The sequence below is a fragment of the Amycolatopsis sp. PSD-21 genome (assembly GCF_055561455.1).
This window is the reverse complement of record NZ_CM145712.1, coordinates 8,811,460-8,825,825: the sequence shown is the minus strand read 5'-3', so window position 1 is coordinate 8,825,825 and position 14,366 is coordinate 8,811,460. Positions and strand designations below refer to the sequence as shown.

Annotated in this window: 10 protein-coding genes; 6 read left to right on the top strand and 4 right to left on the bottom strand. The window is 69.2% G+C overall.

Annotation, left to right across the window (positions count from 1 at the left end):
* Positions 1 to 181: 181 nt before the first annotated feature.
* The 4 genes from ACZ1DY_RS41525 to ACZ1DY_RS41510 all read left to right on the top strand — a co-directional run bounded on the left by ACZ1DY_RS41525 (position 182) and on the right by ACZ1DY_RS41510 (position 5,898).
* Positions 182 to 2,740 (top strand): ATP-dependent Clp protease ATP-binding subunit, encoded by a 2,559-nt coding sequence (locus tag ACZ1DY_RS41525; RefSeq protein ID WP_034310092.1) that lies wholly within the window; start codon positions 182 to 184, stop codon positions 2,738 to 2,740.
* 633 nt (positions 2,741 to 3,373) lie between these two features.
* Positions 3,374 to 3,739, top strand: a complete 366-nt coding sequence (locus ACZ1DY_RS41520; RefSeq protein WP_465482976.1) for a type II toxin-antitoxin system RelE/ParE family toxin — start codon at positions 3,374 to 3,376, stop codon at positions 3,737 to 3,739.
* A 1-nt stretch (position 3,740) separates the two neighbouring features.
* The gene (locus ACZ1DY_RS41515; RefSeq protein ID WP_126730169.1) at positions 3,741 to 4,079 is read left to right on the top strand and encodes a helix-turn-helix domain-containing protein; all 339 of its coding nucleotides are present in this window, start codon (positions 3,741 to 3,743) and stop codon (positions 4,077 to 4,079) included.
* Between the two features lie 61 nt (positions 4,080 to 4,140).
* Positions 4,141 to 5,898 (top strand): Hsp70 family protein, encoded by a 1,758-nt coding sequence (locus tag ACZ1DY_RS41510; protein WP_465482975.1) that lies wholly within the window; start codon positions 4,141 to 4,143, stop codon positions 5,896 to 5,898.
* On the opposite strand, the gene pcp is transcribed toward ACZ1DY_RS41510, so the two are convergent.
* Both pcp and ACZ1DY_RS41500 read right to left on the bottom strand, forming a co-directional pair.
* Positions 5,899 to 6,534: a pyroglutamyl-peptidase I gene (gene pcp, locus ACZ1DY_RS41505; RefSeq protein WP_465482974.1), complete on the bottom strand. Its 636-nt coding sequence runs from the start codon at positions 6,532 to 6,534 to the stop codon at positions 5,899 to 5,901.
* A 26-nt stretch (positions 6,535 to 6,560) separates the two neighbouring features.
* On the bottom strand, positions 6,561 to 7,976 hold the full coding sequence (locus tag ACZ1DY_RS41500) for a M1 family metallopeptidase (protein WP_465482973.1): 1,416 nt from the start codon (positions 7,974 to 7,976) through the stop codon (positions 6,561 to 6,563).
* Between the two features lie 196 nt (positions 7,977 to 8,172).
* On the opposite strand from ACZ1DY_RS41500, the gene ACZ1DY_RS41495 reads away from it, so the two are divergent.
* Complete coding sequence (locus ACZ1DY_RS41495; protein ID WP_465482972.1) at positions 8,173 to 11,358, top strand: AfsR/SARP family transcriptional regulator; 3,186 nt, start codon at positions 8,173 to 8,175, stop codon at positions 11,356 to 11,358.
* Positions 11,359 to 11,419: 61 nt separating this feature from the next.
* Here ACZ1DY_RS41495 and ACZ1DY_RS41490 read toward each other — a convergent pair whose 3' ends face one another.
* Together ACZ1DY_RS41490 and ACZ1DY_RS41485 are read right to left on the bottom strand one after the other, a co-directional pair.
* Positions 11,420 to 12,220 (bottom strand): ABC transporter permease, encoded by an 801-nt coding sequence (locus tag ACZ1DY_RS41490; RefSeq protein WP_257483171.1) that lies wholly within the window; start codon positions 12,218 to 12,220, stop codon positions 11,420 to 11,422.
* A complete protein-coding gene (locus tag ACZ1DY_RS41485; RefSeq protein WP_126730179.1) occupies positions 12,217 to 13,194 on the bottom strand; it encodes an ATP-binding cassette domain-containing protein in 978 nt (325 codons plus the stop codon). Before ACZ1DY_RS41485 ends, ACZ1DY_RS41490 begins: the two co-directional genes overlap by 4 nt.
* A 135-nt stretch (positions 13,195 to 13,329) precedes the next feature.
* Here ACZ1DY_RS41485 and ACZ1DY_RS41480 point away from each other — a divergent pair, with 135 nt between their 5' ends.
* A complete protein-coding gene (locus ACZ1DY_RS41480; protein WP_465482971.1) occupies positions 13,330 to 14,346 on the top strand; it encodes an endonuclease/exonuclease/phosphatase family protein in 1,017 nt (338 codons plus the stop codon).
* Positions 14,347 to 14,366 lie beyond the last annotated feature (20 nt).

The window sequence follows — 14,366 nt, the reverse complement described above, 5'->3', positions numbered from 1 at the left end:
GCAACCGGAAGATGAAAGAGCGCACGGCCGGAGAACGGCCGGGGCGCGAACGGGCCGCAATCAGCCGTAGTGGTACGCCAGCGCGACCGCATGGCTACTAGAGTGGTCTCACGGTGCTGAATCCATCGCGGTGAAAGCACGATGGAAACGGGCCGCCGTCGCAGCAGTCGAGGGAGTGCACATGTTTGAGAGGTTCACCGACCGCGCGAGGCGGGTGGTCGTCCTGGCCCAAGAAGAGGCCAGGATGCTCAACCACAACTACATCGGCACCGAGCACATCCTCCTGGGTCTGATCCACGAGGGTGAAGGTGTCGCCGCCAAGGCGCTGGAATCGCTGGGCATCGCGCTGGAGGGCGTCCGCCAGCAGGTCGAGGAGATCATCGGCCAGGGGCAGCAGGCCCCGAGCGGGCACATCCCCTTCACCCCGCGGGCCAAGAAGGTGCTTGAGCTGTCCCTGCGCGAAGCGCTGCAGCTCGGCCACAACTACATCGGCACCGAGCACATCCTGCTCGGGCTGATCCGCGAGGGTGAGGGCGTCGCCGCACAGGTGCTCGTCAAGCTCGGCGCGGACCTCAACCGGGTGCGTCAGCAGGTCCTGCAGCTGCTGTCGGGCTACCAGGGTGGCAAGGAGTCGACCGAGACCGGCTCCGGACGCGGTGAAGGCACCCCGTCGTCGTCGCTGGTGCTCGACCAGTTCGGCCGCAACCTGACCGTGCAGGCCCGCGAAGGCAAGCTCGACCCGGTCATCGGCCGGGGCAAAGAGATCGAGCGGGTCATGCAGGTGCTGTCGCGGCGCACCAAGAACAACCCCGTCCTCATCGGCGAGCCCGGCGTCGGCAAGACCGCCGTCGTCGAGGGGCTCGCGCAGAACATCGTCAAGGGCGAGGTGCCCGAGACGCTGAAGGACAAGCAGCTCTACACCCTCGACCTCGGCTCCCTGGTCGCCGGTTCCCGGTACCGCGGTGACTTCGAAGAGCGCCTCAAGAAGGTGCTCAAGGAGATCAAGACCCGCGGCGACATCATCCTGTTCATCGACGAGCTGCACACGCTCGTCGGCGCGGGTGCCGCCGAGGGCGCGATCGACGCCGCGTCGATCCTGAAGCCGATGCTGGCCCGTGGTGAGCTGCAGACGATCGGCGCGACCACGCTCGAGGAGTACCGCAAGTACATCGAGAAGGACGCCGCGCTGGAGCGCCGCTTCCAGCCGATCCAGGTCGGCGAGCCGTCGCTCGAGCACACGATCGAGATCCTGAAGGGTCTGCGTGACCGGTACGAGGCGCACCACCGCGTCTCGATCACCGACGGCGCGCTGGTGCAGGCGGCGACCCTCGCGGACCGCTACATCAACGACCGTTTCCTCCCGGACAAGGCGATCGACCTGATCGACGAGGCCGGCGCCCGGATGCGCATCCGCCGCATGACCGCGCCGCCGGACCTGCGCGAGTTCGACGAGAAGATCGCCGACGTGCGCAGGGACAAGGAGTCCGCGATAGACGCGCAGGACTTCGAGCGCGCCGCCCGCCTCCGCGACGAGGAGAAGACCCTCCTCGGCCAGAAGGGCGAGCGGGAGAAGCAGTGGAAGGACGGCGACCTCGACGTCGTCGCCGAGGTCGACGAGGAGCAGATCGCCGAGGTCCTCGCCAACTGGACCGGTATCCCGGTGTTCAAGCTCACCGAGGAGGAGACCACGCGTCTGCTCCGCATGGAGGACGAGCTGCACAAGCGGATCATCGGCCAGGAGGACGCGGTCAAGGCCGTCTCCCAGGCGATCCGCCGCACCCGCGCCGGCCTGAAGGACCCGAAGCGCCCCTCCGGCTCGTTCATCTTCGCCGGCCCGTCCGGTGTCGGTAAGACCGAGCTGTCCAAGGCGCTCGCGGCGTTCCTGTTCGGCGAGGACGACGCGCTCATCCAGATCGACATGGGCGAGTTCCACGACCGCTACACCGCTTCGCGGCTCTTCGGTGCCCCTCCGGGCTACGTCGGCTACGAAGAGGGCGGCCAGCTGACCGAGAAGGTGCGGCGCAAGCCGTTCTCGGTGGTGCTGTTCGACGAGATCGAGAAGGCCCACCAGGAGATTTACAACACGCTCCTGCAGGTCCTCGAAGACGGCCGTCTCACCGACGGCCAGGGTCGTACGGTCGACTTCAAGAACACCGTGCTCATCTTCACCTCGAACCTGGGTACCTCGGACATCTCCAAGTCCGTCTCGCTCGGGTTCTCGTCCGGCGGCGACACCGCCAACCGGTACGAGAAGATGAAGCAAAAGGTCAACGAGGAAATGAAGAAGCATTTCCGGCCCGAGTTCCTGAACCGGATCGACGACATCATCGTCTTCCACCAGCTGACCAAGGACCAGATCATCCAGATGGTCGATCTGATGATCGCCCGGGTCGAGACGCAGCTCAAGGCCAAGGACATGGAGCTCGAGCTCACGCCCAAGGCCAAGTCGCTGCTCGCCAAGCGCGGCTTCGACCCGGTGCTGGGCGCGCGGCCGCTGCGTCGCACGATCCAGCGCGAGATCGAGGACCAGCTGTCGGAGAAGATCCTGTTCGGCGAGGTCCAGCCCGGCCAGATCATCCTGGTCGACGTCGAAGGCTGGAACGACGAAGAGGGCGAGAAGGACGACAAGGCGCACTTCGTCTTCCGTGGCGAAGCCCGGCCCTCGTCGGTCCCGGACGCCCCGCCGGTGAGCATCGGTGCCGGCTCGACCGAAGAGAACGGTGAAACCGAGGGCGAGTAAGTCCCTTTCGGTTCCGGAAGTGCCCGTCGCGGGTTCGCCCGCGGCGGGCACTTCCGCGTTCGCGGCCGTGTCGTCCGTCTGATCACGCGTGTCGTCCCTTCGATCACGCGTGTCGGCCTCCCCATCACGCGAGTTCGCCTTGCAGTCACGCGAGTTACGTCCCTAATCACGTGAGTTACGCCTTCAATCACGCGAATTACGTGTCCGATCACGCGAGTTACGCGTACAAGCACGTGAGTTCGCCTTTCCCGCACAAGGGGCCTGTGTGTGTGATGGTGAACTCGCGTGATCAGACGGACGACACACGTGATCAGACGGACGACACACGTGATTGAGCGGACGGCACGCGTGACCAGGCGGGCAACTCGCGTGATTGGGGCCGGAACTCGCGTGACTGGGGCCGTAACTCGCGTGACTGGGGCCGTAACTCGCGTGATCGGACGCGGAACTCGCGTGATTGGGCGCGTAACTCGCGTGATCGGGCGCGGGTTACCGCGGCGGGAGGCGGGGCTCGCGAGGGGGACGCCTTGCGGCTGCGCAACACCGGCCGGTGTCGAGCGGCGGAAGCGCACCTTCGTGGGAACTCTGGCCTTCGCGCCCTGATCGATATAAGGTATACATTATGGTCGCCTGATGCAGTGGGAGATCGAGCTTCACGACGAAGTGGATCGCTGGTTCGCGGCGCTGTGTCGCGAAGAACCGCGCACGGCCGACCGGGTCGAAGAGGCGATCGACATGTTGGCTCGTGAAGGACCGCGGCTCGGGCGGCCACTGGTCGGCCGGATCAGTGGCTCGCGCAGGCACAACTTGAAAGAACTGCGCCCGGCGTCGGCCGGGCGAACCGAGATCAGGATCTTGTTCGTCTTCGATCCGGCGCGCAAGGCCGTGCTCTTGGTGGCCGGTGACAAGGCCGGAAACTGGAAACGGTGGTACGACATCACCATCCCGATCGCGGAGGAGCGATACCGGCAACATCTGGACGCGATGGAGGAAGGCTGAAATGGGTCGGTCCTGGAAAGAGGTCAAGGCCGAAAAGCTCGCCGCGGACCGTGAGGCGGGGCGCGACGTCGAAGCCGCGCGGGCCGAGGCACGAGAAGCCACTCAGGCGTACATCCTCGGCTTCCGGCTGTCGCGGCTTCGCGAGGACGTCGGATTGAGCCAAGCCGAGGTCGCCAAGCGAATGGGCGTCAGCCAGCCGCGGATCAGCCAGCTGGAGCAGGGCGATCCGAGCCAGATGGAATTGGACACGCTCCGCCGGTACATCGTCGCCCTGGGCGGCCGCATGCGCGTGGTCGCCGATTTCGACGATCACGACGTCACCATTTCCACCGCCGTCTGACCCGGCCCGGTCTCCCGATCATCGCGTGAGACGATGCCCTTCGGGTCCGGGAGGGGGTCAGGTGGACGTTCTGGCGATCGATTTCGGTACCTCCAGCACGGTGGGGGTGCTTTCGATCCACGGCAGGGGGACGCAGGTCGTCGAGATCGACGGGTCGGTGACGATGTCGTCCGCGATCTACGCCGACAAGGACGGCACGGTCTTCGTCGGTCGTGACGCCGAACGCCGGGCCCGGCTGGATCCGAGCCGGTTCGAGGCGAATCCCAAGCGGCGCATCGACGAGGGCGCGCTCCAGCTCGGTGACGTCTCGCTTCCCATCGCCGACGCCTTCGCCGCGGTCCTGCGCCGGGTCGGCGAAGAGGCCGAGCTGATACTCCAGCGTCCGCCCGCCCAGGTGCGCATTTCGCATCCCGCGGGCTGGGGCCCGGATCGCAAGCAGATCCTCCGCGACGCCGCGCTCAAGGCCGGTTTCGGCACGACGGTGCTCATCCCCGAGCCGGTCGCCGCCGCCGCGCATTACGCCTCGCTCAACAACGGTCACCGGCCGCCCGGGCCGATCGCGGTGTACGACCTCGGGGCGGGCACCTTCGACTGCGCGGTGGTCGGGGTCAGCGCGCAGGGGTTCGCCGTGCTGGCCGAGGACGGCCTGCCCGATCTCGGCAGTCTCGACATCGACCAGGCGCTCCTGGTGCACATCGGCCGCGAGGTTTCGCATTCCGAACCCGCGCGCTGGCAACGGATCCTGCGCCCGCAGTCGGTCAGCGACCGCCGGACGCGCCGGTCGTTGCTGCAGGACGTCCGTGACGCCAAGGAAAGCCTGTCCCGCCACCAGCAGACCGAGATCCCGATGCCGGAGCCGTTCGGCGACGTGCGGGTGACCCGGATGGAGCTCGAGGCGCTCGTCCGGCCGAGTTTCCTGCGCAGCGCCGAGCTTCTGGCCACCACGATCCGCCGTGCCGGGCTGTCCCCGGACCGGCTCGGCGGCGTCTACCTCGTCGGCGGGCCGAGCCGGATGCCGTTGCTGGCGAGCCTCCTGGCGAATCAGCTCAGGATCGCGCCCACCACACAGGATCAGCCGGAGACGGCGGTCGCGTTCGGCCTGCACCATGTGCCGGCCGGTGGCGAAGACTCCCAGCTGACGGTGCCCGCCTTCGCGCCGGTCACCCCGCCGGTCCGGCAGCAGCCGGTGCAACAACCGCCGCGCCGTCCGCAGCCGCCGCGCTGGACGCCGCCCCCGCCGGCGCCGGGCCGGACCTGGCAGAAGCCCACGACCTATGGCGTCGTCGCGCTCGCCCTCGCGGCGATCGTGACGACGATCGTCCTGCTCAGCGGCGGCGAAGACGAGCCGGTCGCCGCGCCCGCCCCGGCGAAACCGGTGAGCTGCGATCAGCCCGGGCCGAAGGACGCGCAGGGGTTCACGGACTGTCTCCGCCGGATCGCCGCCGTCATCCCGCAGCGGGACGAGTGCCGGGACGCGCCCGACGCCGCCACCACGGTGGGCGCGGCGTCGGCGGTCACCTGCGTGTTCAAGGACGACAAGGGATCGAACGCGATCAACTACTACCAGGGTGTCGCGATGACCGGTCTGGAGGACGGCGTCCGGCAGCGCATGACCAAGGGCAAACCCGTCGAAGGCACCTGGGCGGCCGACGGGCTCCGGGGGCGCTACTTGGCGGGTGTGGGCGCGCGAAGCGGCATCGTGCTCTTCGGGACCGAGGACGCGCCGTTGAGCGCGATGCTCGTCTCGACACGCAGCGACGGCTCCGCGCGGACGACGGCGGAGATGGTCGAGTTCTTCACCGCGCAGCTCAAGCCTTGATCAGTGCAGGGTCCCCGCCGGCGTCGAGAGATCCTCGGTCACCGAAAGCGCGGTCTCCACGATGATCTCCAGCGCCTCGGCGGCGCGGTGCACGGCAAGGCTCGGCGCGGTCGTCCGCGAGGCCTGCTCCGGCGTGTACGGCACGTGCACGAAACCGCCGCGCACTCCGGGAAAGTCGTTGTCCAGCAAGTGCATCAGCCCGTAGAAGACCTGGTTGCACACGTACGTCCCGGCGGTGTGCGAGACGGACGCAGGAAGCCCCGCGGCCTTGATCCCCGTGACACAAGCCTTCACCGGCAGCGTGGTGAAGTACGCGTTCGGCCCGCCGGGGATCACCGGGACGTCGACGGGCTGCGAGCCCGCGTTGTCCGGGATGCGGGCGTCGATCAGGTTGATCGCGACCCGCTCCGGGGTGACGTCGGGGCGCCCGCCCGCCTGGCCGACGCAGATCACCAGTTCCGGCCGGTATTCGTCGATCGCGTCGCGCAGGGTGACCAGCGAACGCGAGAACACGCACGGCAGTTCGACGGCGACGGTGTCGTGCCGGCGGCGGGTGAGCAGGGAAACCGCCTGCCACGACGGGTTCACCCGCTCACCGCCGAACGGTTCGAAACCGGTGAGGAGCACTGACGTCATGCCCTCACCCTAACGTGTGACGCGCTTCAGGCGGTCGGCTTGAGGTCCCCCGGGTAGAGGAACTCGGGCGCCGGTTTGGTGTTGCCGTAGAACCACGCCTCGAAGAAGCCCTGCAGGTTCTTGTGCGCGACGCGTTCGGCGAACTTCTGGAACTCCGGCAGGCTCGCGTTGCCGTCGCGGTGGATGGCGGGCCACGTCTTCAGGATGCGGTCGAACGGCGCCGCGCCGATGTAGTTCTTCAGCGCGTGCAGCGCCACCGGGCCCTTCGAGTACACGTACGTGAATTCGTTGCCGGGCCCCATGTCGTACAGCTTCCCGGCCCAGAAGCGGTCCGTCGCCTTCTGCACGGCGGTCAGGTAGCGCGCCTTGAGGTCCTGCCCGGACTTCGCCTCGGACCAAAGCCATTCCGCGTACGAGGCGAAGCATTCGTTGAGGCAGACGTCCTTCCACTTGTCGACGGCGACCGAGTCGCCCCACCACTGGTGGGCGTTCTCGTGCACGATCGTCGGGACGTTGCCCGCCGCGCCCGAGTAGATCGGCCTGCTCAGCGTCTCCAGCGAGAACCCGATCGGCTCGGCGAGGAAGATGCCGCCCGCCGCGTCCACCGGATAGCGCCCGAACTTCGACGACAGGAAGTCGATGATCTCCGGCAGCCGCGCCTCGGCCTGCTTGGTCGACGCCGGGGTGCCGGGGGCGTAGGCGTTGACGACCGGGGTGCCGTCGGACAGCTTCGTCCGCTCGAACTCCCATTTGTCGATCGCGACCGTGGTCATGTACGGCACGGCCGGGGTCTCCTCGGCCCAGACGTACGTGGTGTTGGCGCCCGAAGCGAACTTCCCGCGCTCGCGGCCGTTCGAGATGACGCCCCATTCCGAGGGCACGGTGACGGCGAGGTGGAAGGTCGCCTTGTCCCGCGGGGTGTCGTTGACCGGGTACCAGGTGGTCGCGGATTTCGGCTCGCCCGCGACGAACGCGCCGCCGGATTTCGCGTACTGCCAGCCGTTCTCGCCCAGCGCCGGATCCTCGATCGGCTGCGGGACGCCGTGGTAGGCGACCTCGGCGGTGAACCGCTCGTGGTTCCGCAGCGAACGCGCCGGGGTGATCACGAGTTCGTGGTCGCCGGTCCGGGAGAAGGTCGCTTTCCGCCCGTTCACCTTGACCGAGTCGACGGTGAGCCCGCGCAGGTCGAGGTTGAACGAGCTCAGTGCCTGGGTGGTCCGTCCGGTGATCGTCTGGTGGCCGGTGAGCTGCCTGGCGGCGGGCTCGTAGCCGATTTTCAGGTTGTAGTCGGCGACGTCGTAGCCGCCGTTGCCGTCCTGCGGGTAGTAGCTGTCGCCCGCGCCGTCGGCGCCGGGTTTCCCGGTGTCGGCGAGGGCGGTCCCGCCGCCGAGGACACTCGCGGCCAGAACGGCGGCGATGACGGCCGTACTCCGGTACCTCATTCACGCTCCCAGTCGATCGGCTGTGACTCGGTCACGAACGTAGCGCCGTGGCCCCGGCCGTCCGCCCGGAAAGATCCTTCGTGCCCGGATAATCCCCACTTCCGTCGCCTGATCGAGGTCTGGAGTCCGAGAGCGCGCTCTGAGAGACACAGCCTGGACGGGGTAAGCGTTTGCGGCTTCTGGAAAGCTGGGGGTCGTGCGTGTGACGCTGCTGGGCCCGGTCGGAGCGGAGGCCGGTGACGGCACCCCGGTCGACATCGGCGGTGCCCGCCTCCGCATGCTCCTGGCCAGGCTCGCGCTGGAGCCCGGCCGCGCCGTCCCCGCCGCGGCCCTCATCGACGGTCTTTGGGGCGCGGAGCCGCCCGCGGACGCGGCGAACGCGCTCCAATCCCTGGTCTCGCGGTTGCGCAAGGTGCTGCGTGCCGACGACGTCGCCCTCGACTCGGGGCCGGGTGGTTACCGCCTGGACATCGCCCGCGAGGACGTCGACGTGTGCCGCTTCGAGCGGCTGGCGGCGGAGGGGCGCGCGGAGCTGGCGGCAGGCCGGGACGCCGGAGCGGCCGCGATTCTCGCCGAAGCGCTCGGCCTTTGGCGTGGTCAGGCGCTGTCCGACGTACTCGAGGCCCCTTTCGCGCAGGCACCGGCGACCCGCCTGGAGGACCTGCGCCTCGAAGCCGCCGAAGACCGTTTCGAGGCGGAGATCCGGCTGGGCGGGCACGACCGGGTGCTCGCGGACCTCAAGGAGGCGGCCACGCGGCACCCGCTGCGTGAACGGCTCGCCGGGCTGTGGATCCGGGCGTTGTGCGCGGCGGACCGGCAGTCCGACGCCCTCGCCGTCTACGAGGAGGTCCGGGCGGCGCTGGCCGACCAGCTCGGCGTCGACCCGTCGGCCGAACTCCGGGAGATCCATCTCGCCGCGCTGCGCGGCGAACTCGGCCCACCGCCCGCGGCCGCCGATCATCTCCCGGTCCGGCTCACCAGTTTCGTCGGCCGCGATGACGAGTTGAAACTGGTCGCCGAGCTTCTCGCGGGTGCGCGGCTGGTGACGCTCGTCGGGCCCGGCGGTGCAGGGAAGACACGGCTGGCCACCGAAGTCGCGACGCGGCATCCGGCGCACGCGCGCGGACGCGTCTGGTTCGTGCCGCTCGCCGGCGTCCGGGACCCGGGAGACCTGCCCGGCGCGGTCTTCGCCGCACTGGAGCTGTGGGATCTCGGTCTTTCGCACGGTGGCGACCCGATGCGCCGCCCGGTGGACGCGCTGGCCAGGGTCGTGGAGACGCTCGGCGCCGGTGAATCGGTGCTGGTGCTGGACAACTGCGAGCATCTGGTCGACGCGGCCGCGGAGCTGACGAACACCCTGCTGCGCCGCGTGCCGACCTTACGGATCCTCGCGACGAGCCGGGAAGCGCTGGCCATCGACGGCGAGACGCTGTGCCCGCTCGGCCCGCTGTCCGTCCCGGAAGGCACGCCGACCGTCTCCCAGGCGGCCGAGGCGGGCGCGATCCGGCTGTTCGTCGACCGGGCGGCCGCCGTGCGCCCGGACTTCGTGCTCGACGAGTCCACTGTGGACGACGTCGCGCAGATCTGCCGCAGGCTGGACGGGATGCCGCTGGCGCTGGAACTCGCCGCCGCGCGGCTGCGGTCGATGACCGTCGCGCAGATCTCGCAGCGGCTCGACGACCGGTTCCGCCTGCTGACCTCGGGCAGCCGGACGGCGTTGCCGAGGCAGCGCACGCTGCGGGCCGTCGTCGAGTGGAGCTGGGACCTGCTCGACGACGCCGAACGTGTGCTCGCCAGGCGGCTGTCGGTCTTCGGGGCCGGCGCCGAGGTGGAAGCGGTCGAAAGCGTCTGTGCCGGCGACGGCCTGCCCGCCGAAGACGTCCTGTACGTCCTCGGCTCGCTCGTCGAGAAGTCCATTGTGGACGCCATCGCCGGAGACCACGGCGAGCCGCGGTACCGCATGCTGGAGACCATCCGGGCCTACGCGGCGGAACGGCTCGACGAGGCGGGCGAGCGGGACCGGCTGACCAAGGCCTACCACCGCTACTACGCCCAGCTCGCCGAGCGGCTGGAACCGATGCTGCGGACGGCGGACCAGCTCGTCGCCATCTCGCGCTACGACGCCGAGCACGGCAACATCGTGACCTCGCTCCGCCAGGCCATCGACGCCGGTGACGTGGAAATGGCGACGCGGCTGTTCGGCGGCACCTTCTGGTACTGGCTGGTCAAAGGTGACAACGACCGGAGCGAGTCCTTCGTCGACGAAGTGCTCACGTTCGGAGACCGGCTGGAGGAGGATTTCGCGGCCGCGTTCCGGGCGATGCGGGCGATCACCGGCATGGTGCCGGGCGTCGGCGATCCCGAGGCCGTCCGGGAGCTCATCGACGACTGTGTGCGGACGAACGCGCACACCCGGTTCGCCGGGCTGGCGATCGGCCTGCCCATGCTGGCCTTCTTCAGCCAGAACAAGGAACTGGCGCACCGTGAGGTCGAGCGGGCGCTGGCGAGCGCGGACCCGTGGGCCAGGTCGGCGGGGTCGTGGGCGCAGAGCTTCCTGCTCGCCGACGACGGGGACCCCGAGGGTGCGGAGAAGGCCAGGGACAAGGCCTACGAAGGGTTCACGGCGGTGGGCGACCGCTGGGGCACCGCGATGGCCGTGGGCATGAAGGCGAGCGACATCTCGATGTCGGGCGATCACGACGCCGCGATCGCGCTGTACCGGCGAGGCCTCGCCCTCGCGCTCGAACTGGGCTCGCAGGACGACGTGATCCAGCAGCGCTGGCGCCTCGCGACGGAGTACGCGCGGGCCGGTGACCTCGAGACGGCGATGCGCGAGATGCGCGACGCGGAGCGCTACGCGATCGACACGGGCAACGACCAGCTCGCGGTGATGGTGCTGGTGGGCAAGGCCGATCTGCTCAGCCGCGCCGGGCGGATCGACGAGGCACGCGCGGTCGGCGTCCGGTTCCGGGAGCGGATGGCGACGGTGCCGATGCCGGGCCTCTTCGGCGACGAATTCGGCGGCTACATCGACACCGAGATCGCGCTGGCCGCCGGGGATCTGGCCGCGGCCGAACGCGGGGCCGCGGTGGTCGTGAAGTCCACCGCGCAACGCGGAGACATGCCCGACCTGGGCCGGATCGTGGAGGTCTGCGGCCTGATCCGGTTCCGGCAGGGGAGGCCCGAGACGGCCGTCCGGTTGCTCGGCGCGGCGAAGCTGCTGCGCGGCAGGCTGGACCTCGGGGAACCCGGCATCCGGCAGCTCATCGACGACCTTCGGGAGCACTTCGGCGAGAAGCGCTACGAAGAGCTCCTCGTGCAGGACGCCGGTCTGTCGCGTCCGGACCTGGTCGCCTGGATCTGTCAGGAAGCGAGCGCGTGAAGAAGGGCTCCTCGCCCGGCAGAGGCGAGGAGCCCTTCACGCGCGTTCCCCCTGACCCCCGTCAGACGCGCTTCCGGTAGGCCCAAGTGGCGAGCGGGAAGAAGACCGCGATCGCGGCCGCCATCCAGATCAGCGAACCGGTCAGCGGACCGGCGATCGGCCCGCCGTTCATCAGCCCGCGCAGGACGTCGGACATCTGTGTCACCGGGCTGATGTCGGCCCACGCCTTCAGCCAGCCGGGCATGGTGCCGGTCGGGACGAAGACGTTGCTGCCGAAGGTCAGCGGCATCAGCACCACGAACATCAGGCCCTGCACCGCGCCGGGGCTCTTCACCAGCATCCCGACGAACACCGATGCCCAGCAGAACGACAGCGCGAACGCGATGACGAGCGCGATCGCCAGCGCGAACTCGGCCGGCCCGGTCTGGACGCGGTAACCCATGATCGTCGCGACGACCATCAGCACGACCAGGCACACCAGGTACCGCACGATGTCGGCGAGCACGGCGCCGATCAGCGGCGCGGACCTGGCGATCGGCATCGCGCGGAACCGGTCGAACACACCCTTGGTGACGTCGGTGTTCAGCTGGACGCCGACGGTCATGCTGGCCTGCAGGATGTTGAACACCATGATGCCGGGCACGATCATCTGGAGATAGCCCTCGGTGCTGCCCATGATCGCGCCACCGAACAGGTAGACGAACATGACCAGGAAGATGATCGGCGCGATGGTGACGTCGGCCAGCTGCTCCGGGTTCTTGCGGATCTTCAGGATGCCGCGCCAGGCGAGGGAAAGCCCGTGCCGCACGCCGCTCGACGGTGAGACGCGCCGTGGTGGTGCGGGCATCGCGATGGTCGTCATACCAGGCTCCCTTCCGGAGTAGTGTCCTTTGTGGACTCGTCGGTCTTCTTGCCGGTCAGCGCGAGGAACACCTCGTCGAGGCTGGGCAGCCGCAGCGCCAGCTCGTCCGCGGTGATCCCGGCCTCGTCCAGCTTGCGGACCAAAGTGGACAGCAGCACCGGGTCGGCGACGGGCGCGGTGAGCAGGCCGGTGTCGTCGTCCCGGTTCGGCCGGACCCCGGTGAGCCCGGCCAGGATGCGCTCGACGGCGTCGAGGTCGGCCAGCGCGGACGGCCGCACCTGCAGCGTCTGGCCGCCGGTCCGCCGCTTGAGCTCGTCGGCGCGGCCGTTCGCCACGACGTGCCCGTGGTCGAACACGGTGATCGTGTCGGCCAGCTGGTCGGCCTCCTCCAGGTACTGCGTGGTGAGCAGCACCGTCGTGCCGTCCGCGACCAGCGTGCGGACCACGGCCCAGACCTCGTTGCGGGCGTGCGGGTCGAGCCCCGTGGTCGGCTCGTCCAGGTACAGCACCTTGGGACGGCCGACCAGGCTCGCGGCGAGGTCGAGCCGCCGCCGCATCCCGCCCGAGTAGGTCTTGATCGCGCGGCCGGCGGCGTCGGTCAGCTCGAACCGCTCCAGCAGATCGGCCGCGCGCTTCTTCGCGTCCGCCCTCGAGAACTCCAGCAGCCTGCCGATCAGGACGAGGTTCTCCGTACCGGAAAGGTCCTCGTCGACCGACGCGTACTGCCCGGTCAGCCCGATCATGCTCCGGACCGCCATCGGGTTCTTGACGACGTCGTAGCCGAAGACGCTCGCGTGGCCGCGGTCCGGCCGGATCAAGGTGGCCAGGATCCGGACGGCGGTCGTCTTCCCCGCGCCGTTCGGCCCCAGCACCCCGACCACCTTGCCCGCCGGGACCTCCAGATCGACCCCGTCGAGCGCCTTCGTCTCCCCATAGTGTTTGACCAGGCCCTCGGCCCTGATCGCGTGAGTCATCGTTCCTCCTGTGGATCTCGCCCCGCCGATCAAGGTGCACCCGGCGCCTGGCAGACCGCGCACAGCGCGCTGGCAGCGGCTGACAGGAGCTGATAAGCGCTGGTAGACGTGGTGTGAGGAGGTTGTGAAGGTGTTGTGGAGACGGCCGCCGCCACGCTGGTGATCGGCATACTCGACGGCATGGTGATCGAAGAACGCGTGGTGCCGCGAGGTGCCGGGCGAAAGCTGGTCAGCGGGCTGCTCATCGGGGCGGTCGTGCCGTTCGCGGTGCTGACGGCGTTACGGCTGGTGGGCTACGACGGCAACACGTACACGATCGCCGCGCTCGCGCTCACGCCGTACGCCGGGATCGCGACGCTGGTACTCGGCCTCCTCGCGCTGGGGCTGCGCCGCTGGTGGATCGGCGTGGTCGCGCTGGTGCTGACCTGCACGATCGCGTCCCTGGTGCTGCCGCGGGCGTTCGCGAACGAGCAGAAGGCGCTCGACGGGAAGCACGTGCGCGTGCTGGCGTCGAACATGCTCGGCGGGCAGGCCGATCCGGACCGGATCGTCGGCTACGTGAAGGAGCACCGGGTCGACGTCCTGAGCCTGACCGAGATGACACCCGAGGCGATCGCAGGACTCGAACGGGCCGGATTGTTCCAGGTCCTGCCGTACCACGTGCTGCACCCGGCCGAGTGGGCGTCGGGCTCCGGGCTGGTGTCGAGGTATCCGCTGACGCCGCTGAAGCTGAGCGGCGCTTCGGACTACAAGCAGCCCAGCGCGAGCGTGGACCTCGGGGACGGCGTCCGGATCGAGGTCGTCGCGGTCCATCCGGCGGCGCCGATGTGGGACCGGCACGCTTGGGTCGACGAGGCGAAGGACCTGCCGTACGCCGACGCCGAGCACGACATCCGGATCCTGGCGGGCGACTTCAACGCGAGCCTCGACCACTCGCTCTTCCGTGAGCTGCTGACCAGGGGATACGTGGACGCGGCCGATCAGCTGGGGAAGGCGCTGGAGGGCACCTGGACGAACGGGCTGGTGCCGCCGGTGCCGATCGACCACGTGCTCGCGGACAAGCGGACGGCCATCGCGGACTTCAAGGTGCTGGAGACGCCGGGCAGCGACCACGACGCCGTCTACGCGGAAATCGTCCTGCCCGGAAAGTGACCTTCCGCTGGCAGGCTTCC